The sequence below is a fragment of the Massilia sp. BKSP1R2A-1 genome, from assembly GCF_050586525.1.
Classification (GTDB): domain Bacteria; phylum Pseudomonadota; class Gammaproteobacteria; order Burkholderiales; family Burkholderiaceae_D; genus Telluria.
The window spans coordinates 602,399-621,348 of the sequence record NZ_JBOBRE010000001.1 but is presented as its reverse complement, the minus strand read 5'-3'; the positions used below and the strand labels follow the sequence as shown (position 1 = coordinate 621,348).

The 18,950-nt window shown below is 65.3% G+C and carries 16 protein-coding genes and 2 tRNA genes; 3 read left to right on the top strand and 15 right to left on the bottom strand.

The window, feature by feature from the left end; all coding sequences use genetic code 11:
- Positions 1-81: 81 nt before the first annotated feature.
- The 3 genes from ACQ7JA_RS02805 to ACQ7JA_RS02795 all read right to left on the bottom strand — a co-directional run bounded on the left by ACQ7JA_RS02805 (position 82) and on the right by ACQ7JA_RS02795 (position 3,784).
- Positions 82-252, bottom strand: a complete 171-nt coding sequence (locus ACQ7JA_RS02805; RefSeq protein ID WP_430894378.1) for a hypothetical protein — start codon at positions 250-252, stop codon at positions 82-84.
- Between the two features lie 45 nt (positions 253-297).
- A complete protein-coding gene (locus ACQ7JA_RS02800) occupies positions 298-459 on the bottom strand; it encodes a hypothetical protein (RefSeq protein ID WP_430894377.1) in 162 nt (53 codons plus the stop codon).
- Between the two features lie 310 nt (positions 460-769).
- Complete coding sequence (locus tag ACQ7JA_RS02795) at positions 770-3,784, bottom strand: TonB-dependent receptor (RefSeq protein WP_430894376.1); 3,015 nt, start codon at positions 3,782-3,784, stop codon at positions 770-772.
- A 237-nt stretch (positions 3,785-4,021) separates the two neighbouring features.
- Here ACQ7JA_RS02795 and ACQ7JA_RS02790 point away from each other — a divergent pair, with 237 nt between their 5' ends.
- Positions 4,022-4,987, top strand: coding sequence for an N-acetylmuramoyl-L-alanine amidase-like domain-containing protein (locus ACQ7JA_RS02790; protein ID WP_430894375.1), 966 nt, complete (start codon positions 4,022-4,024; stop codon positions 4,985-4,987).
- 504 nt (positions 4,988-5,491) lie between these two features.
- The gene (locus tag ACQ7JA_RS02785) at positions 5,492-7,456 is read left to right on the top strand and encodes a polysaccharide biosynthesis protein (RefSeq protein WP_430894374.1); all 1,965 of its coding nucleotides are present in this window, start codon (positions 5,492-5,494) and stop codon (positions 7,454-7,456) included.
- A 138-nt stretch (positions 7,457-7,594) separates the two neighbouring features.
- On the opposite strand, the gene ACQ7JA_RS02780 is transcribed toward ACQ7JA_RS02785, so the two are convergent.
- The 10 genes from ACQ7JA_RS02780 to ACQ7JA_RS02735 all read right to left on the bottom strand — a co-directional run bounded on the left by ACQ7JA_RS02780 (position 7,595) and on the right by ACQ7JA_RS02735 (position 17,212).
- Positions 7,595-8,506 (bottom strand): polysaccharide biosynthesis/export family protein, encoded by a 912-nt coding sequence (locus tag ACQ7JA_RS02780; RefSeq protein ID WP_430894373.1) that lies wholly within the window; start codon positions 8,504-8,506, stop codon positions 7,595-7,597.
- Between the two features lie 131 nt (positions 8,507-8,637).
- Positions 8,638-10,308: an energy transducer TonB gene (locus ACQ7JA_RS02775; RefSeq protein ID WP_430894372.1), complete on the bottom strand. Its 1,671-nt coding sequence runs from the start codon at positions 10,306-10,308 to the stop codon at positions 8,638-8,640.
- 119 nt (positions 10,309-10,427) lie between these two features.
- Positions 10,428-11,381, bottom strand: coding sequence for an MBL fold metallo-hydrolase (locus ACQ7JA_RS02770; RefSeq protein WP_430894371.1), 954 nt, complete (start codon positions 11,379-11,381; stop codon positions 10,428-10,430).
- Positions 11,382-11,498: 117 nt separating this feature from the next.
- The gene (locus ACQ7JA_RS02765; protein ID WP_430894370.1) at positions 11,499-11,834 is read right to left on the bottom strand and encodes a DUF5710 domain-containing protein; all 336 of its coding nucleotides are present in this window, start codon (positions 11,832-11,834) and stop codon (positions 11,499-11,501) included.
- Between the two features lie 25 nt (positions 11,835-11,859).
- A tRNA-Arg gene (locus ACQ7JA_RS02760) sits at positions 11,860-11,936 on the bottom strand.
- A gap of 67 nt (positions 11,937-12,003) precedes the next feature.
- Positions 12,004-12,080, bottom strand: a tRNA-Pro gene (locus ACQ7JA_RS02755).
- A 41-nt stretch (positions 12,081-12,121) separates the two neighbouring features.
- Positions 12,122-13,462 (bottom strand): phosphoglucosamine mutase, encoded by a 1,341-nt coding sequence (glmM, locus tag ACQ7JA_RS02750; RefSeq protein WP_430894369.1) that lies wholly within the window; start codon positions 13,460-13,462, stop codon positions 12,122-12,124.
- 73 nt (positions 13,463-13,535) lie between these two features.
- The gene (gene folP, locus ACQ7JA_RS02745) at positions 13,536-14,381 is read right to left on the bottom strand and encodes a dihydropteroate synthase (RefSeq protein WP_430894368.1); all 846 of its coding nucleotides are present in this window, start codon (positions 14,379-14,381) and stop codon (positions 13,536-13,538) included.
- A 71-nt stretch (positions 14,382-14,452) separates the two neighbouring features.
- Positions 14,453-16,336, bottom strand: coding sequence for an ATP-dependent zinc metalloprotease FtsH (gene ftsH / locus ACQ7JA_RS02740; protein ID WP_430894367.1), 1,884 nt, complete (start codon positions 16,334-16,336; stop codon positions 14,453-14,455).
- 228 nt (positions 16,337-16,564) lie between these two features.
- Complete coding sequence (locus ACQ7JA_RS02735) at positions 16,565-17,212, bottom strand: RlmE family RNA methyltransferase (RefSeq protein WP_430894366.1); 648 nt, start codon at positions 17,210-17,212, stop codon at positions 16,565-16,567.
- 43 nt (positions 17,213-17,255) lie between these two features.
- Here ACQ7JA_RS02735 and yhbY point away from each other — a divergent pair, with 43 nt between their 5' ends.
- Entirely contained in the window at positions 17,256-17,726 is a 471-nt protein-coding gene (gene yhbY, locus ACQ7JA_RS02730) for a ribosome assembly RNA-binding protein YhbY (protein ID WP_258827947.1), read from the top strand.
- 187 nt (positions 17,727-17,913) lie between these two features.
- Here the strand turns inward: yhbY and ACQ7JA_RS02725 are convergent, their stop codons facing one another.
- Both ACQ7JA_RS02725 and greA read right to left on the bottom strand, forming a co-directional pair.
- Positions 17,914-18,384, bottom strand: a complete 471-nt coding sequence (locus ACQ7JA_RS02725) for a DUF4149 domain-containing protein (protein ID WP_430894365.1) — start codon at positions 18,382-18,384, stop codon at positions 17,914-17,916.
- Complete coding sequence (greA, locus tag ACQ7JA_RS02720) at positions 18,384-18,863, bottom strand: transcription elongation factor GreA (RefSeq protein WP_430894364.1); 480 nt, start codon at positions 18,861-18,863, stop codon at positions 18,384-18,386. The genes ACQ7JA_RS02725 and greA overlap by 1 nt, the downstream gene beginning before the upstream one ends.
- Between the last annotated feature and the right edge of the window lie 87 nt (positions 18,864-18,950).

The window sequence follows — 18,950 nt, the reverse complement described above, 5'->3', positions numbered from 1 at the left end:
CATGTCGGCGAACGGCGGCGGATCGGCGGAGGAATAAAAAAAGCCCGCCAATGGCGGGCCAGATGGGCAATGCGCCGGGCCTCAGGCCGCGGCTGCTTCCAGCTGCGGGCGGCCCTTGACCTGGTTGCGGTACTTCGCGCGGGCCTCGGCCATCTTGACGGCCTCGCGGGCGATGTTGGTGCGGCGGATCTCCTGGCGTTCCTTCGTGCCGCGGTGCTGTGCTTCGTGTTTGCTGCCGATCTTGCGGGTCATGGCGGTCTCCTTGGATGGGACGCCGCGCCAAAGGCGCGGCCGAAATCAGGAGCGGTTGGTGCCCATTTTGAGGTCGGAGGGCATCAGCATGCCCCAACCGAGCTGGCGCCGGATTTCTTCCGGCGACGGCGGCGGCGCCGTATCGCGTGCGCGGCGTTCGAGGTATTCACGGACCACATGCTTGGGTGGATGCTTGATCTCGGACATTGGCAACCTCCGCTCCCGTTGTGGGGCCGTCGTTCGTCGTGAGGTGATGAACGCCGGCCCGGATCTGGTGCCGGTCCTCGAGGCGACCGGCTAACCTGTCGAGCTGTCGGCGCCCTCTGCATCGCTTGCAGCGCAGCGCCTCACTCACACGGCTCCATCATAACGGCGACCCCATTTCGCGACCGTTAGCTGCCGCACATTTTTCGATAGGCCGCGTCCTACAAGGCGGCGGGCGCAAGCGGAAAGCGCTCCCGGGCCGAATAAAAAAGGGGGAGCCGAAGCTCCCCCCAAAGGAAACGCTGCCAGGTTCTTAGAACTTGTAGCGCAGGTTCACGTAGTACTGTCGGCCGCTGACGTCCAGCTTCTGCTGCTCTTCCTCGCTGTAGCGATACTGGGCGCGCTTGGCATTGGTCAGGTTGTTGGCGCTGAACGCAAGCTCGATGTTCTTCGTGAGGTAGTAGTTCAGCGAGAACGCGAGCGTCGTGACGGCGTCGGCGTAGGTCGGCGCGGTCGGCATCGCCACGCCGTTGATCACCGACAGGCCCTGGCTGTTCGCGGTCGGCGACGGCGCCGTCGTGCTGCTGACATACTCGCCGCGGTAGTTCGCGACCAGGCGGGTCGACAGCTTGTCGTTCTCGAAGTACAGGCCCAGGTTGCCGGCCCATTCCGAGGCGCCCACCATCGGACGTCCGTCGTCGACCTTGGTCTTGGCGCGGCTGACGTTCGAGGTGAAGCCGAAGCCGGTATCGCCGATCGGCTGCTCGTATTGCAGCTCCAGGCCGCTGATCTTCGCACCCTGCTGCGAGGCGGTATTGATGGCGAAGGTCTTGACGGTCTGGTCGCGCGGATCGATCAGGTCCACCGTGGAAGCGCCGGTTGCGCCGGTCTTGGCGTAACCGTCGATCTTCGAGTGGAAGGCGCTGACCGCCAGCACCGAGCGCGGACCGAAGTACCACGCATAGGACAGATCGACGTTGTCCGAAACCAGCGGACGCATGTCCGGATTCGGCCCGGTCACGCGGCAGCCGTTGGCGTCGCAGGTCGGGGTGCCGAAGCCGCTGCCCAGGATGTTGTAGTTCTGGCGGCCGATGGTGCGGCTGGCGCCGAAGCGCGCGATCTGGTCCTTGCTCACCTCGTAGCGCAGGTTCATGCTCGGCAGCCATTTGTCGAAGGTGCGGCTGACCGGCTTCAGGTAGTACACCACGCTGCCCAGCGGATTGAAGACCATGCCGTCGAAGTAGGCGGCGCCGTTGCCGGCGGTGGTGATCGCGCCCGGATAGGCCGGGCAGGTCGTGGCCGGCTTGCCCGGTTCGGTGCGTGCGCACTGGCCGGCCGGGATCGGCGTGGCGATGTTGGCGTCGGTCTGGGTGCGGGTGTAGCGCAGGCCGACGTTACCAGCCCAGCGCTCGCCTTCCAGGTTCGCCATCAGGTAGGCCGCGCTCTGGCGCTCCCTCATGTCGATCTCGGTGTTGACGCGGCGCTCCCATTCGGGGGTGGTGACCTTGGTGTTGGCGGCGATGTATTCCTTGGTCGCGTCACGGGTGTAGGTGAAGCCGGTGTTGTCCCACCAGCCGCCGCCCAGGCCGGAGCCGAAGTCGCCCGGATAGCCGACCCAGCCGGTGGTCGGGGTCGGGGTGTTCGAGGTGACCTTCCCGGTGGTCGCGTCGACCGTGATGCCGTTACGGAAGGCCGGGCCGCGACGGCCGCTGGTGCGCTCGTGGTCGGCGAAGCGCACGCCACTCTCGAACGATTTCAGGAGGCCGCGGTCCATCCGGTACTCGGCGTCGAACTGGGCGCTCCACTCCTTGTCGACGGTGCGCACGCCGGACGCGGCGCGGTCGACGATGGTGTAGCCGCTGCCGTCGGCGTTCAGGCCAGGCTGGTTGCTGCCCGCGCCATGGTACTTCACATACGGTGCGTCATGCAGGCCGCCCAGAGCATACGAGATGCCGGTACCGTAGCGCGCCAGGGTCAGGCCCTGGTCGAGCTTGGTCGAGCCGACGCCGCGGGTGGTCGACAGCAAGGTTTTCACGGTCAGGTCGTCGTTGACGATGTACTTGGCGTCCAGGTCGAGGAATGCCGAAGTCGCCTTGGCGCCGTCGCGGAAGAAGCCTTCCGAGTTACCGACGTACTGCGGGGTCGTTCCATCCGCAAACATGATGTCGGCGGCCTTGAGCACCTTCAGTTCGTGGCCGTAGACGGTCTTCTCGGTAACGATGACGGGGTTGCGGATCTGGGCGTAGACACGCTGGCCATTCGAGTTGGTGTTGGCCGAGGTCGCGGCGGTCGCACCCAGCGGCTGGTTCTTACCGAGCAGCATGGAATAGATCGCGCTCGAGGTCAGGCGGCCATGGTTGTCGGCGCCCATCTCCGAGTGGAAACCGGTAAGGACCACATCGAGGTCACGGTTCGGCTTGAACTGCAGCGACACCATGCCGCCCTTGCGGTCGCGCTCGGACTCGACGAATTCCGAGCTCATCGAACCCGGCAGTCGCACGCCGTTCAGGTCGGATGCCTTGTAGCCGGTGCCGGCCAGGGAGGCATCGGTAATGCCCAGCATGGTGGAGGTGTTGATGACGTCCCAGCCGCTGCTGGTGCCATAGGCGAAACGCGACACCGAGTCACGGCGCACGAAGCGCTTTTCCTTGAACACCGAAGCGAGCACGCCGAAGGTTCCGGCGTCGTTCTTCCAGGTGACGGAACCGTTCATGTCCGGCCCCCAGCGGCCCGGCAGGTCGGCATAGGCTGCGCCCACGCTGACCACCCCCGAGATTTTTTCCTTGGCTGCCAGCGGACGACGGGTGCTGACGTTGATCGTGCCTGCCAGGCCGCCGTCGACGATGTTGGCCTGCGAGGTCTTGTACACGACGGCCTGCTGCAGCACGTGCGAAGGCATCAGCGACAGGCTGGTCGAACGCGAGCTCGAGGCCTGGTCCGCCACGTACCAGTCGCCGCCGCTCACCGTGTGGCCGTTGAAGATGATCAGCGACATATCAGGATTGGTGCCGCGCATCGAGACCTTTTCCGCCTCGTCGTAGTCGGTGCGCACCGCCACGCCGGCGAGGCGCTGCAGCGAGTCGGCCAGATTCTTGTCCGGCATCTTGCCCACGTCTTCGGCGCTGATCACTTCGACGTTGGCGGTGGCGTCCTTCTTGACCGACAGGGAACGCTGCAGCGAACCGCGGATGCCGGTCACCTGGACCTGCTGCACCGGGTTATTCAACATCGGTTGGGGCTCAGCCTGGTTTTGCGCCACGGCGGGAAGGCTTGCAAAGCTCATTACCGCCAACGACACCGCTGCTGCGAGCGGCTTCTGCTTGAACATATGGTCTCTCCTGTTTTTGTAGCTATCGGTCTTCGGGGCAAGCGCCAACGCTGCCATTGTTGCAGTATTGATGAACTGCTTCCCGACTGAATAATCACTTGTTTTATATGCTATATAACTAGGAGGAATGTCCATATGCAAGCGCCCTGCAAACCCGCATTCCGGGTTATGGCGCCTGTATATAATTTCATTATCCGGGCCGCGCACGCTGAATTAGCGTGGCGATATCACAACACTTTGACCGACCCGATCATGCGCCTCGCCTGCCTGCTGCTTGCCGGCGCCGCCCTCGCCGGCTGCGCCTCCGCTCCTCCCAAGCTCCCCGCCACACCGCCCCCGGATACGCCGCTGGCCGAGGTCCTGCAAAAGCAGCTCTACCAGATGACGCCGCGCGAAGCGGGCCGCTACATCGCCCACATGCAGGCATCGGAGCCGGACCTGCGCAAGCGCATCGCGGCGATCGGGCGCAAGAACCTGGGCCAGCCCTACTCCCTGCACCTGCTGGGCGAGTTCCCCTACGAGATCCACGACGAATTGCCGCTTTTCAGCCTGAAGGAAAGCGACTGCGTAGTGTTCGCGGAGCACACCTATGCGATGGCGCTGTCGCAGTCCTGGGAAGAGTTCTTCTGGATGCTGCAGCGGATCCGCTACCGCGACGGCGTGATCGGCGTGGCCACCCGCAACCACTACACGGAGATGGACTGGAACGTGGCCAACCGCTGGCTGGTGCGGGACGTCAGCGCCGAACTGGCCGGCCCCGCGGGACCGACCTACCGGATGACGGTGGACCGCGCCCGGTTCCTGCGCACCCGCCACCACACGGTGGCCGACATCCCGGTCGAGAGCAGCACCCAGGCGTATGTCCCGAAGGAGGGGGTGGCCGCCATCGCTGCGCAGCTGCGCGAGGGCGACTTCGTCAACGTGATCTCGACCCGCGACGGCGAGTACTGGGCCTCGCACGTCGGCCTGGTGGTGCTGGGACCGAATGGCGAGCGCCACTTCCTGCATTCCCAGGCCCCGAAGGTGCGCGAAGAGACCTTCGACTCCTTCATCGCGCGCGCCCTCGAGCGCGAGGCGAAGAATGCGCGCGAGGGCAAGCCCGGCCAGGTGCTGGCCGGATTCAAGTTCCTGCGCCTGAACGACGATATCGCGGTGCCGCCGATGGCGCCGCAACCACGCCCCGGCCGCCCGGCCGGCGCCTGAACCGGGAGCGGCCGCCCGGCCGCCTCCTCGACTGACCCGCCTCACGGCACGGTGGACCCGCATCCGGATGCGGGCTTCCCTGGCTGCGCCCTCCTGCCAATTCTTCCTTTGTCCCCGGGATCGTTGCGCGCCCGCGCCATCCGGCCCCGGCGGCCCACGCCGCAGGTCGGCCCCTGCTTCTCGCCGATCCGCCAAGCCCCGCCTCCCCGCGAGTGCAATGCGCGTCAATAAAATTATCTATGGAAATGAATTAGACGATTTATTTCCTAATTTCATTTCCCTATTTAAATTTCGGGCACTTTATTTTTAATTCACTTTCCGCCGTTGAGTCAGGTCAAACACCCCTCGTTGTGGTAGCAAGATAATAAATTTACAAAACATACGAGTTCCGGATGAGCTCATTCGGACGAATGAGATATCGAGCTATTTATTATTCAACACCGCCCTATTCCGCATACCAGTCGAGCGCCACACCACTCATTCCTTAACCAGCAGCGGACCGCCATGTCGAAATTCAGTTCCGATCTTATCAGCCAGCTTCGCGCACGGATGGTGTCGATGAATCGCACCAGCAAAATCGCCCTGATGGTCGTAGCGGACCTGCTGGCCCTCCCGGTCTGTTTTTTGATCGCCATGATATTGCGCGGGGGCGATTTACAGCTCGCAAGAAATTACGGGCCAGCCTCCTATGTATTAGTGGCCGTGGTCACGATTGCCGCGTTTTCCATGTCCGATCTGTATCGGGCGGTCATCCGCTTTATCGACCAGCGGCTTCTGAGTTTCACCGGGGCCGCATTGGCATTCGCCATATTATGCGTGTATGTCGTATTAATCATCATGAATGAACCGCGCTTTCCGCGCAGCGCATTGGCGATTTACTGGTTCGTCGTCTTTTCCTACGTGGTCATTTCCCGTATCGGCTTGCGAAATCTCTTACGCGGCCATGGCGGCCAGCGGACCGGCAATTCCGACGCGGTTGCCGTCTATGGCGCCGGCGAGGCCGGTGCGCGGCTGGTGCAGGCCATGCGCCACAGCGACGAATACCGCCCGGTCTGCATCTTCGACGACAAGCGCGCCATGGGCGACCGCACCATCGCCGGCCTGCGCGTCTTCAACACGGCGCGCCTGGCCGAACTGGTGGCCAGCCAGGGCATCCGCACCATCGTCATCGCCCTGCCCTCGGCCCCGCCGGAACGCCTGCGCGACATCATGCAGCGCCTCGGCCAGGCCGGCGTCCCGGTCAAGATCCTGAGCCGCCTCGTCGACCTGGCCGACGATCGCCCACCGGCGCGCGGCTCGATCCGTGAACTGAAATTCGAGGACCTGCTGGGGCGCCCGCCGGTGCCGCCGCGGCTCGACCTGTTTGCCCGCTGCGTGCGGGGAAAAAGCGTGCTGGTGACGGGCGCCGGCGGCTCCATCGGCAGCGAACTGTGCCGCCAGATCGTCACCCTCACCCCGAGCGAGCTGCACCTGCTCGACCATTCCGAATACGCGCTCTACACGGTGCGCCAGGAGCTCAGCACCCGCTTTCCCTCCCTGCCCATCCATGCTCACCTGGGTTCGGTCTGCAACCACGACCTGGTCGAGCGTATCCTGCGCGAGGGCAAGGTCGCCACCGTCTATCACGCCGCCGCCTACAAGCACGTGCCCCTGGTGGAAGCCAACATCGTCGAAGGCCTGCGCAACAACGTGGTCGGCGCCCAGGTGGTGGCCAGCGCCGCGGCGAAGCACAAGGTGGAAACCTGCGTGCTGATCTCCAGCGACAAGGCGGTGCGCCCGACCAACATCATGGGGGCCAGCAAGCGCATCGCGGAGCTGATCTTCCAGGCCGCGGCCGTGCGCCACGGCGCCCACACCACCTTCTGCATGGTCCGCTTCGGCAACGTGCTCGGTTCCTCCGGCTCGGTGATTCCCCTGTTCCAGCGCCAGATCGCGCGCGGCGGCCCGGTCACCATCACCCACCCGGACGTGTCGCGCTATTTCATGCTGATTCCCGAGGCGGCGCAACTGGTCATCCAGGCCGGCGCCATGGCCAAGGGCGGCGACGTGTTCGTGCTCGACATGGGCGAGCCGGTGAAGATCGTCGACCTGGCGCGCACCATGGTCGCCATGTCCGGCCTGACCGAGCGCACCCCGCTGAACCCGCGCGGCGACATCGAGATCCAGTTCGTCGGCCTGTTCCCGGGCGAAAAGCTGCACGAGGAACTGCTCACCGACGGCACCGTCTTCCCCAGCGAGCACCCGCGCATCATGCGCATGAAGGAAAGCGCGCTGCGGCCGAGCGTGCTCGAAACCTGCATCACCTGCCTGATGATGGCGTGCGAAACCCACGAACGCGGCACGATCGAATCGATGGTCAAGGCCATCGTCGCCGAATACGTGCCGCACGCGCCCTCGAGCGCGCCGCCGCTGGTGGCCGATGCCCCGCGCCCGAGCCTGATCAAGCGGCTCGTTCCCTTCCGTATCTAGTCCTGCCCGCAGTTCACTGCACCCACCGCACTTACCGACGAGGAAACACATGCGCGACGAGAATACCTCCCCTCATCTGGAGCAGCTGCTCGACAGGCTGCAGGACCGCAGCGCCGTCATCGGCATTGTCGGCCTCGGCTAGACCTGGCGCGCATCGCCGCTGAGGGGGCTGATGCCGCCGGTCTCGCCCAGTGCCTCATTGAGCGTGAGGCGGCCGTTGTGCATGGTCAGGGCCTTGGGGGTGATCACCTCGCCCGAGACGAAGACCTTGCTTTCCTCGCGCGAGTGGACGCGCACCACGTCGCCATGTGCCAGCAGGATGGTGCCGGGATTGACGCCCTTCTGGATCAGATCGCGCAGATTCACGGTATAGCGCGCGTCGCCGCGCTCGACGACGATGCGGCTCTGGTCGGCGCCCTGCGTCATTCCGCCGGCGCGGTTGAGCGCTTCGACGAGGGTCATGGGGATGTCGTCGATGGCCTGCAGGCCCGGCGTGCGCACTTCGCCGTCGACATAGACGCGCCGGCTACGGTAGGACTGCACCCGCAGCGTGATGTTGGGATGGGCGATGTAGCGGGCGAGCTTTTTCGAGAGCAGTTCGCGCGCCTGCTCCGCCGTCTGGCCCTCCAGGGTGAGCAGGCCGATCAGCGGGAACTGGATGCGCCCCATGTGGTCGACGGCGAAGCCGGGCGCGGCCGTATTCGACGGCGCACCGCTGTCGGCCAGGGCCGTGGCCGAGTTCATGCCCCCTGCCGCCAGCTCGGGATGGTCCCAGACCACGATGGAGAGGATGTCGCCGCGGCCGATGGTGTAGGGCGGCGGAGAGGCCACGAACAGCGGACCGAGGTCTTGTTGTGCGGTGCTGTCGGACGCCAGGCGCTCGGCGGCGATCAGCTTGTCTGTGATGAGTTCGGTGGGCGGGGCCGCGCCGCCCTCCGCTGCGCCCGCGGAGGAGTCGAAGCCGAGACCGGTGGCGCACCCGCCGAGTGCAAGCGCCAGCGCCGCCGCCGCACAGCAACTATTTATTGCACCTGAACAAAACAAAGCCATGATTGTTGCCTATCAAAAAGTACGCGGCTTCGGTGAGCCGTTCAGCTCAGCGTACGGTGTCCGTCAGGCCAGGCTTTGCAGCGGATCAAAGGTCGAGCCGAGGCAGGGAGGGATGCGGGAAATGAAGGGAGTCAGCGCAGCTCTTCGCGGAGCTTGAGGCCTTCGGCGAGGACCCAGACCCGGCGGATCTCGATGACGTCGAAGCGCGCCGCGACGTTCGGCGGGAAGGCCGCGTAGCGCGCGTTCAGGTGCACGAAGCGACGCACCGCTTCGTCCATGTCGGGCCGGCCGCTCGAGCGCACGATCGTCACGTCGTCGATGCTGCCGTCGCTGCGCAGCGAAACGCTGACCAGCGGGTCGGCGCGGACTTCGCCGCGTCCGAAGCGCGCCCCGCCGAGGATGGCGTTGCGCTCGAGTTTCTGGCGCACGCTGTCCACGTAGAGGCGCAGCGGCGCGTCGCGTTCGGCGCCATCGGCCAGCGCGCGCCGCGAGCGCGGCTGCATGAAGGACGGGCGCGCCGGCGGCGGGTCCACGTTCGGGAGGTTCAGGCCGCGCAGCATCTCGCGGGCGCGCGAAGCCATCGCGCTGCCGGGCACTGCGCCCGCCGTCCCGGCGCCCTCGCCCGGCCGGGCGCCGGCCCCCGCTCCGGCGCCGCTGCCCATGCCCGGCGCGGTCGCGCCGCCATCCACGGGCGCTGCCTGGGCCTGCAGGCGTCCCGCCGCGGCGCGGCGGGCCTGCTCGTCGGCCTGCTGCCGGGCCAGGCGCTCGGCCTGGGCACGCTCTTCCGCCAGGCGGCGCGCCTGTTCTTCCTGCGCCACCTCTTCGAGGCGCCGGCGCTCCGCTTCCTGCGCGAGGCGGCGCTCGGCGTCGCGGGCGGCCAGCTGCTGCGCGGCGATCCTTTGCTCTTGCTCTTTAGCCAGCGTTTCCTCGCGCTCGCGCAACTGCGCGAGGCGCTGCTGTTCGGCCATGGCCTCGGCTTCGCGGCGGCGCTCTTCAAGCGCCTGCTGGGCCAGGCGGGCCCGTTCGGCTTCCTGCTGCTCGGCCTGCTGGCGCGCGAACCGTTCGGCGGCCTGCCGCTCGACACGGCGGCGCTCGTCTTCCTGGCTGGCCGCGAGCCGGGCGCGTTCGGCTTCCTGCTGTGCCTCCTGCCGGGCCAGTTCCTGCGCCTGTAGGGCGGCCGCCTCGCGCTCGCGGCGCAGGCGTTGCTCTTCTTCCTGGCGTCGGCTTTCCTCGGCCGCGGCCAGTCGCGCGGCTTCTTCTGCGCGCGCCGCGACCATCGTCTCGTCCGGCGCGGGATCCTTTTCCTCCACCGGCGGCTCCAGCGCCGGGCCCGGTTCGAAGTCCGGCAGGCTGGGCGCCACCTTGAAAGGATTGTCGGTTGCGGTCGATGCGATCACGGGCGGCGCCACGGCCGGCCGGCGCTTGGCCAGCTTCGGACGGGCAGGTTTGCGCGTGACCGCTTTCGGCGGCGGCGCAGGAACGGGCTCGACGGGATTGGGCAGCGGATCCACCAGGCGCATGCCCTGGGCCGGCGCAGGCGGCAATGCCGCCGGGGGTGATGGCGGCAGGTCGGGAAGCGTGGTGGGCGGGACCGGCGGCAAGGCAGGCTGTTCGATCGGCGCAGCCGGCGGCGCGAGCGTCACCCGGATCGGCCCGCCGGAGCCGGCATCGAAACCGGGTATCCCGAACTGCAGGGACAGCAACAGGCCGTGCAGCAGCACCGAGACGGCGATCCCCGTGACGAGCCGCCGGTCGCGCCGGACCGCAGAAACATGGGAACTGCCGTGCTGCGTTCGATGCATGCCGTGGCCCGGAGCGAGGATAGCGATATTGTCAGGCTGGCATCTTAGCGTTTACTCGGCAGTATGGCGAGCCGCGCACGATTGGATCCGGGCGGCAACGGCCCTGCCCGCCTGCCCGGTCAGCGCTGCACGCGGCGGAAGGCGTAGGTCTCGCCGTGGGCCAGGTAGACCACGTCGCGCTCCAGGCCGGCCGCCTTGACTTCGCGCGCGAAGTCCTCGAGCGGAGACTTGAAGACGTCGTAGTCGCTGTAGTGGATCGGCACGGTCTTCCTGGGGCGGATGACCTGCATCATGCGCACGCCGTCCTTGCCGTCCATGGTGACCTTGAGCACGCCGAGGATGCGGGTGCCGCCCAGGTGCAGCAGGGCCAGGTCGATGTTGGGGAAACGTTGCGGAATCGCGTGGATGTCGTCGTATACCAGAGTGTCGCCGCTGATGTACATGCGGTAGTCGGGCATATCCGGATTCGGGCCGAAGTCGAGCACCGAGCCCATGGTCTTGGGCAGCAGCACGGCGACGCCGGCCGGGCCGTGGCGGCCGGGTGCAGCGGTGACGCGCATGCGCGCAGCGCCCTTGCTGACTTCCAGGCGGTCCCAGGTGGAGAGGCCGAAGGTGCGGGTGAAGCCCAGGCGCTTGAGCCGTTCGCCCGCCTCCTTTGTGCTGACGATGGGCGTGGCGCGGTTCAGCTTTTCCTGCACCAGTTTGTCGAAGTGATCGTCGTGGAAGTGCGACAGCACCACCAGGTCGATCGGCGGCAGGTCTTCGAAATTGATGGCGGGCTCGGTCTTGCGCTCGGAGGTCAGGCCATAGCCCAGGTGCACGTGGCCGCCCTTGTGCAGGAAGTTCGGATCCGTGAGGATGGTGAAGCCCTGGTAGCGGATGATGACGGTGGCCGTGCCGATGAACTGCACCGTGCCGGACTCGGCGTCGACTGCCGCGCCCGGCGCCGCGAGCTGCAGGCTGAAGGTCTCGCCCTGGGCCGGCGTCGCGGCGGCGTCGGCCTTGGCAAGGCCAGCGGCGCAGCACATGGCCGCAAGCAGCACGCAAGTCTGTAGCAGTCGTGCGAAACGCATGGCAAGTCTCCGGGCCCGGCGCACCCAGGGCGGATACGCGCTGCGCGAACGTTAACACGGCAGCGCCGAAGGCGCCGTTCGCTTGCCTATACGACCGTGCTTGATTCCCCTTGCGCCCTAGCCGAGACCGCCCGCGCCGGCGGACAGCGCCTGGCGCGCCTTCAGCCATGCGCTGCCGGCCAGCGCGGCCGTGCACTGCTCGCACGCTTCGAAGGGATTGCAGTCGTGCTCCAACGCGATGTAGTTCGCGCCGACCACGGTCTTGCCCTGGTAGCTGTCCACCCTGCCGCCCTTCGCGTCGGCGGGCGCCTCGCCATCCTTGCCAGTCCATTTGGCAAAAGCGGCCGGCGAGACGCCATCGGGCACGTACCAGCGGCGCTTGGTCGGATTCCAGCGGGCGCCGAGGGCCTTGGCTTCGTCCTTTTCGGCGTAGGGAACTGTCAGGAAGAGCATGTTTGGAAAGATCCGAGCTTGGAAATGGCCTGCCCAGCTGGGTTCGAACCAGCGACCCTCAGCTTAGAAGGCTGATGCTCTATCCAACTGAGCTATGGGCAGATGATGGCGCCGCATGCGGCGCCGCAAATGAAACGGGCTGTCGATCGACAGCCCGCGGAGGAAGCCTTGGTCGGAGTACAAGGATTCGAACCTTGGACCCCCTGGTCCCAAACCAGGTGCGCTACCGGGCTGCGCTACACTCCGATGTAAAGCCGATGATACTCGCTGGGGAAAGGCGCGTCAAATCAGGCGGCAAGCTTGTCGGCGATGCGGCGGGCCATGCTTTCCGCCTGCGCCGCCTCCTTCGCCTCGACCATGACGCGGATCAGGGGTTCGGTGCCGGAAGCGCGGATCAGGACGCGGCCATTGTCGCCCAGCTCGCGCTCGACGGCTTCCTTCTCGGCCACCATGGCCTGGTCCTGGGTCCAGTCGAAGCCCGGCGTGACCTTCTTGTTGATCAGGGTCTGGGGATACAGCTTCAGTTCGCTGCAGCACTCGGCCAGCGACTTGCCGCTGCGCTTGAGCGCGGACAGCACCTGCAGGGCCGAGACGATGCCGTCGCCGGTGGTGTGCTTGTCCAGGGCCAGCAGGTGGCCCGAGCTTTCGCCGCCGAACAGCCAGCCGCGCTCCTGCATCACTTCCAGCACGTAGCGGTCGCCGACCTTGGCGCGCGCGAAGCCGACGCCCATTTCCTTGAACGCGACTTCGAGCGCCATATTCGTCATCAGGGTGCCGACGGCGCCCGCCACCGGACCAGTCGACATGCGGTCGCGCACCATCAGGTAGAGCAGCTCGTCGCCGTTGTAGACGCGGCCGGTGGCGTCGACCATGATCAGGCGGTCGGCGTCGCCGTCCAGCGCGATGCCGAGGTCGGCCTTGTTGGCCACCACGGCTTCCGACAACGCTTTCGGCGCGGTCGCGCCGACGCCGGCATTGATGTTGAAGCCGTCCGGCGAGGCGCCGATCGAGACGACCTCGGCGCCGAGTTCGTGGAACACGTGAGGGGCGATGTTGTAGGCGGCGCCATGGGCGCTGTCGACGACGATCTTCAGGCCGCGCAGGTCCAGTTCGTTCGGAAAGGTGCTCTTGCAGAATTCGATGTAGCGGCCCTGGGCATCGCGCAGGCGGGTCGCGCGGCCCAGCTTGTCCGAGGGGACGCAGCCCATCGGCTCATCCAGGGCTTCCTCGATTTCCAGCTCGACCGCGTCCGGCAGCTTGGTGCCGTGCCGCGAGAAGAACTTGATGCCATTGTCCTGGAAAGGATTGTGCGACGCCGAGATCACGACGCCGGCCTGCAGGCGCAGCGCGCGGGTGAGATAAGCGATTGCCGGCGTCGGCATCGGGCCGGCCAGCATGGAGTCGACGCCGGCGGCGGAAAAGCCCGCTTCCAGTGCGGCTTCGAGCATATAGCCCGAGATGCGGGTGTCCTTGCCGATCAGAACCACCGGGCGGCCGCTGCTCGACTTGGCGCCGCGCGCCAGCACCTTGCCGGCCGCGTAGCCGAGGCGCATCACGAAATCAGGGGTAATCGGCGCCTCGCCTACCAGACCACGAACACCATCCGTACCGAAATATTTGCGTGCCATTTTCTTCTCTTTCTTTCCGTGATTAAACGCCGTGCGTATTTTATCTGTAGTAATTATTTCACGTCGTCACGATTCATCCGTGCGCGGCATACCATACCTTCAGTGCGTCGACGGTCTCTGCGACATCGTGCACCCGCACAATTTTAGCGCCATGCGCTACCGCAGCCAATGCCCCGCCCACACTGCCGGCGACGCGCTGCTCGACCGGGCGCCCGGTGACGGCGCCGATCATGGACTTGCGCGACAGGCCGGCCAGTACCGGCAGGCCGACTTCGTCGCGGATGCGTTTCAGCTCGCGCAGCAAGGCGTAGTTGTGCTCGACCGTCTTGCCGAAGCCGAAACCCGGGTCGATGCAGATGCGCTCGCGCGCAATGCCCTCGCCCACCATCGCCTCGACCCGCGCCTTGAGGAAGTCGATCACTTCCTGCACCACGTCCGCGTAGCTCGGCGCCTGCTGCATGGTTTGCGGCGTCGCCTGCATGTGCATCAGGCACAGGCCGCAATCGCTGTCGCGCACCGCATCGATGGCGCCCGGCGCGCGGAAGCCGTTGATGTCGTTGATCATGTCGGCCCCGGCGATGATGGCTTCCCGCATGACCTCGGGCTTGCAGGTGTCGACCGAGAGCGCGACGTCCAGGGTGCGCAGTGCGTACAGGGTGGGCATCACGCGCGCCAGTTCCTCGGACACGGGGACGCTGGGCGAACCCGGACGGGTCGACTCGCCGCCGATGTCGATCATGGTGGCGCCGTCACGGATCATTTCCTCGGCGTGCGAGAGGGCGAATTCGAGGCCCTGGTAGCGGCCGCCGTCGGAGAAGGAATCGGGGGTGACGTTCAGGATGCCCATCACGACGGGTTGAAGGGAGGACGGACCTTCCAGCGCAAAGCTGTACTGGCCGCATTGCAGTTGCTTGGGCATAGGGATAGTGAAGAACGTTAACGAACAAAAGGCATCCAGGTGGATGCCTTTTGCTTTACTCGATCAGGCGATCAGGCCGGCGCCGTTGCGTTCGGAGCCACGCCGCCGCCGCTGTCGCCCGGCGGGTTGCGCTTGGTCAGCAGGCCGGTCTTCGGCTGGCGCGGCTCGCGGCCGGCCATGATGTCGTTGATCTGCTCGGCGTCGATGGTTTCCCAGTCGAGCAGCGCCTTGGTCATCATTTCGACCTTGTCGCGGTTCTCTTCCAGCAGGCGGCGCGCCAGGGCGTACTGCGTGTCGAGGATATTGCGGATCTCGGCATCGACCTTCTGCTGCGTCGCTTCCGAGATGGTCTTGGTGGCGCCGCCGAAGAAGCCTTCGTTCTCGCTGTCTTCGTAGACCATCACGCCCATGCTCTCGGACATGCCGAAGCGGGTCACCATCGAACGGGCCAGCTTGGTGGCGCGGGCGAAGTCGTTCGAGGCGCCGGTCGACATCTGGCCGACGAAGATTTCCTCGGCGATGCGGCCGCCGAACAGGATCGAGATCTCTTCCAGCATCTTATCCTTGTAGCCCGACAGGTTGTCGTGCTCGGGCAGCTGCCAGGTCAGGCCGAGGGCATAGCCGCGCGGCATGATCGTGACCTTGTGCACCGGGTCGGCCTTCGGCAGCAGCTTGGCGACCACCGCGTGACCCGACTCGTGGTAGGCCGTGTTGCGGCGTTCTTCCTCGCGCATGACCATGGACTTGCGCTCCGGACCCATGTAGATCTTGTCCTTGGCGTCTTCGAAGTCGATCATCTCGACCAGGCGCTTGCTGCGGCGCGCGGCGAACAACGCTGCTTCGTTGACCAGGTTGGCGAGATCGGCGCCCGAGAAGCCCGGGGTGCCGCGCGCCAGGATGTCGGCCTTGACGTCGGTACCGATCGGCACCTTGCGCATATGCACGTTCAGGATCTGTTCGCGGCCGCGGATGTCCGGCAGGCCCACCATCACCTGGCGGTCGAAACGGCCCGGACGCAGCAGCGCCTTGTCCAGCACGTCGGCGCGGTTGGTCGCGGCGATGACGATGACGCCCGAGGAGGCTTCGAAGCCGTCCATTTCGACCAGCAGCTGGTTCAGCGTCTGTTCGCGTTCGTCGTTGCCGCCGCCCATGCCGGCGCCGCGGTGGCGGCCGACGGCGTCGATCTCGTCGATGAAGATGATGCAGGGCGAGTGCTTCTTGGCGTTCTCGAACATGTCGCGGACACGGCTGGCGCCGACACCGACGAACATCTCGACGAAGTCGGAACCCGAGATCGAGAAGAACGGCACCTTGGCTTCGCCGGCGATGGCGCGCGCCAGCAGGGTTTTACCCGTACCCGGCGGGCCCACCATCAGCACGCCGCGCGGGATGCGGCCGCCCAGTTTCTGGAACTTGGTCGGGTCTTTCAGGAAGTCGACGATCTCCGAGACTTCCTCTTTTGCCTCGTCGCAACCGGCGACGTCGGCAAAGGTGACGGTATTGTTGGTTTCATCGAGCATGCGCGCCTTCGACTTGCCGAAGGAGAAAGCGCCGCCCTTGCCGCCGCCCTGCATCTGGCGCATGAAGAACACCCACACTCCGATCAGGAGGAGCATCGGGAACCAGGAAATGAAGACCTGCTGCAGGAAGCCGGGTTCTTCCGGCGGACGCACGTCGAACTTGACGCCGTTGTCGCGCAGGTCGCCAATCAGGCCACGGTCGAGGATGGTCGCGGTGGCGCGCACCTTGGTGTCGTCGCTGCGCACCGCGGTGATATTCTGGCCTTCGATCAGGACTTCCTTGATCTTGCGCGCCTTCACCTCATCGAGCAGCTCGGAATAAGCGATGGTCTTGCTGCCGCCGGCGACGCTGTGGTTGTCGAACTGCTTGAACAGCATGAACAACAGCAGCGCAACGACCACCCAGATGGCGGATTTGGAAAACATATTATTCACGAAAACTCCTCCGATGCGGATTGCATCTCTACCGATTTCAGTATGACGATTTTAACCGCAATAAGCCGACGCTGCCACGCAACGTACGGCGATAGTGCTGAAAAGCCATTTTTACACGCTGGACGGGCAACGCAAGCGTTTGTGCTGCCACCCTCACGCGGCTGATGTGCGGTTGCAACGCCGAATATCAAGGGCGGACAAGGCCGAAACACCGAAAAAGCAACAAATTCAGGCCACAGGATTCTTCAGACCGCGTCCGAGCAGGAAAATTTCCGACGATTTGTCGCGGCTCGCCTTGGGTTTGACCTGTTTGACGGTTTTGAATTCATCGCGGAATTTTTCCAGGATTTGGGTGAAGCCCATGTCCTTGAAACACTTCACTAGCAATGCCCCACCTGGCTTCATGTGGTTTTGCGAAAACTCAATTGCCAAGTCGATCAGGTGTTCCATCCGCGCCGCGTCGGCGGTCGGGATGCCGGACAGGTTGGGCGCCATGTCGGACAGCACCAGGTCGGCCTTGCGGCCCTGCAGCAGCTGGTCGAGCTGGCCAAGCACCTCTTCTTCGCGGAAATCGCCCTGGATATACTGGACGTCGGCAATCGGCTCCATCGGCAGCATGTCGAGCCCGATGATGGTGCCGCGGATGCCGCCGCCGTCCGCGCCGGCCAGCTTGCGGCGGGTGTACTGGGCCCAGCTGCCCGGGGTGCAGCCGAGGTCGACAATGACCTGGCCCGGCTTGATGAGCTTTTCGCTTTCGTCGATTTCCTTGAGCTTGTAGGCCGCGCGTGCGCGGAAGCCTTCTTTCTGGGCCAGTTTGACGTAAGGGTCGTTAATATGGTCGTGCAACCAGTTTTTGTTTAATTTGTTCTTGGCCATTCGCGTAGAATACTGCTTTTAAAGGTACATCCAAAAAATTATTATGCTTAAACTCACTCCGGCCGAGCGCAGCGCACTGCGTGCCGAAGCCCACGGACTCAACCCGGTCGTCATGATCGGCGAATCGGGACTGACCGAATCGGTCATGAAGGAAATCGCTTCCAGCCTCGACGCCCATGGCCTGATCAAGGTCCGTGTGTTCGGCGACGACCGCGAAGCCCGCATCGCCATGTACGAACAGATCTGCGCCGAACTCGACGCCGCTCCGGTCCAGCACATCGGCAAGCTGCTGGTGCTCTACCGCCCGAAAAAGGAAGCCGTCAAGGAACGCAGCAGCAAGGCCGGCAAGGGCATGCGCGAAGTCACCATCGTCAAGGCCAGCGCCAGCGGCACCAAGAAGCCGAGCGTCACCAAGGTCATGCTGAAAGGGAACGAACGCGTGACTGCGGGCGGCAACATCAAGCGCGCCAAGCCGCGCCAGGCTTCGACCAAGAAGAATGCACTGAATAAGTGATAGAAACCGGGGTGACCCGGTTTTTTTTCGTCCGGCTGAGCCATTGGGCATCAGCCTTCCAAGCTGAGGGTCGTAGGGTGGGCAGTCCCCTGCCCACGCGCTCAACCGGCGGTAACGAAGCCAGTCGGGTTCCGTCAGCTCGCACACAGTTTGAACGCGTGGGCGGAGCACCGCCCACCCTACAAGATCAGCGGCTTTTCAGGACCAGGACGGCCGCCAGCACGCTTTCGATCACGTGGAAGAGCTGCGAGACGCCATGCATGATCGCGAACTGCGTCCAGTACGGCGACGCCCTCACTCCGTTCGGCCCGGCCAGCTCGCGCATCTGCGCCATGGCCGGCTGCAGCCCCGCCCACATCACCAGCGCGCAGGCCAGCATGGCCAGCACCAGCAGGTTCAGGAAGCGCTTTCGTCCGGCATCCAGGTCCGGCGAGACGCGCACCAGCACCAGCATCAAGGCCGCACACGCGATCGACACCCAGCCCAGGCGCGTCAGGAGCTGCGCAACGACGTCGCCCGCGACCAGGCTCGGCACCGCCGCGAACACCGCCGGCGCCGCGATGTAGCCGAGCGCCCACAGGCTACCCGCCCACAGCACCGCCACCAGCAAGCGCGCGCTCGCGATGCGGGAAGCGGAACGCGGGAGCGCCTGGTCCATCAGACGTAGCGGACTTCGAGGATTTCGTATTCGCGCGGGCCCGACGGGGCCTGCACTTCGACCACGTCGCCGGCGTATTTGCCGATCAGGGCGCGGGCGATCGGCGAAGTGACCGAGACCTTGTTCAGCTTGATGTCGGCCTCGTCGATGCCGACGATCTGGTAGCTGACCTTCTGGCCGTTTTCCAGGTCTTCCAGGTCGACGGTCGAGGCGAACACGACGCGGCCTTCCGCGTCCAGCGTGGCCGGGTCGATGATCTGGGCGGCGCTCAGCTTGCCTTCGAGTTCCGCGATGCGGCCTTCGACGAAGGCCTGGCGCTCTTTCGCCGCATCGTACTCGGCATTTTCGGACAGGTCGCCGTGCGAACGCGCTTCGGCGATCGCATCGATGACGATACGGCGCTCCTTGGTCTTGAGCTGGTGCAGCTCTTCCTTCAGGAGTTCGGCGCCGTATTTGGTCAGTGGTACGGTAGTGTTCATGTCGCTCTATGCTGTTCGTGATTGGACGTACAAGTGAAAACCACAGAGGCGCGCGGCGCTGGCCGCGCGAGCTCTGTGGTCCTTTTG

Coding starts and splice junctions, on each gene's coding strand:
- greA (WP_430894364.1), bottom strand. CDS start 18,863: ATGAACACTACCGTACCACTGACCAAATACGGCGCCGAACTCCTGAAG.
- folP (WP_430894368.1), bottom strand. CDS start 14,381: ATGCCCAAGCAACTGCAATGCGGCCAGTACAGCTTTGCGCTGGAAGGT.
- ACQ7JA_RS02800 (WP_430894377.1), bottom strand. CDS start 459: ATGTCCGAGATCAAGCATCCACCCAAGCATGTGGTCCGTGAATACCTC.
- ACQ7JA_RS02770 (WP_430894371.1), bottom strand. CDS start 11,381: ATGCGTTTCGCACGACTGCTACAGACTTGCGTGCTGCTTGCGGCCATG.
- ACQ7JA_RS02780 (WP_430894373.1), bottom strand. CDS start 8,506: ATGGCTTTGTTTTGTTCAGGTGCAATAAATAGTTGCTGTGCGGCGGCG.
- ACQ7JA_RS02725 (WP_430894365.1), bottom strand. CDS start 18,384: ATGGACCAGGCGCTCCCGCGTTCCGCTTCCCGCATCGCGAGCGCGCGC.
- ACQ7JA_RS02795 (WP_430894376.1), bottom strand. CDS start 3,784: ATGTTCAAGCAGAAGCCGCTCGCAGCAGCGGTGTCGTTGGCGGTAATG.
- ACQ7JA_RS02805 (WP_430894378.1), bottom strand. CDS start 252: ATGACCCGCAAGATCGGCAGCAAACACGAAGCACAGCACCGCGGCACG.
- glmM (WP_430894369.1), bottom strand. CDS start 13,462: ATGGCACGCAAATATTTCGGTACGGATGGTGTTCGTGGTCTGGTAGGC.
- ACQ7JA_RS02735 (WP_430894366.1), bottom strand. CDS start 17,212: ATGGCCAAGAACAAATTAAACAAAAACTGGTTGCACGACCATATTAAC.
- ACQ7JA_RS02765 (WP_430894370.1), bottom strand. CDS start 11,834: ATGCTCTTCCTGACAGTTCCCTACGCCGAAAAGGACGAAGCCAAGGCC.
- ACQ7JA_RS02785 (WP_430894374.1), top strand. CDS start 5,492: ATGTCGAAATTCAGTTCCGATCTTATCAGCCAGCTTCGCGCACGGATG.
- ACQ7JA_RS02775 (WP_430894372.1), bottom strand. CDS start 10,308: ATGCATCGAACGCAGCACGGCAGTTCCCATGTTTCTGCGGTCCGGCGC.
- yhbY (WP_258827947.1), top strand. CDS start 17,256: ATGCTTAAACTCACTCCGGCCGAGCGCAGCGCACTGCGTGCCGAAGCC.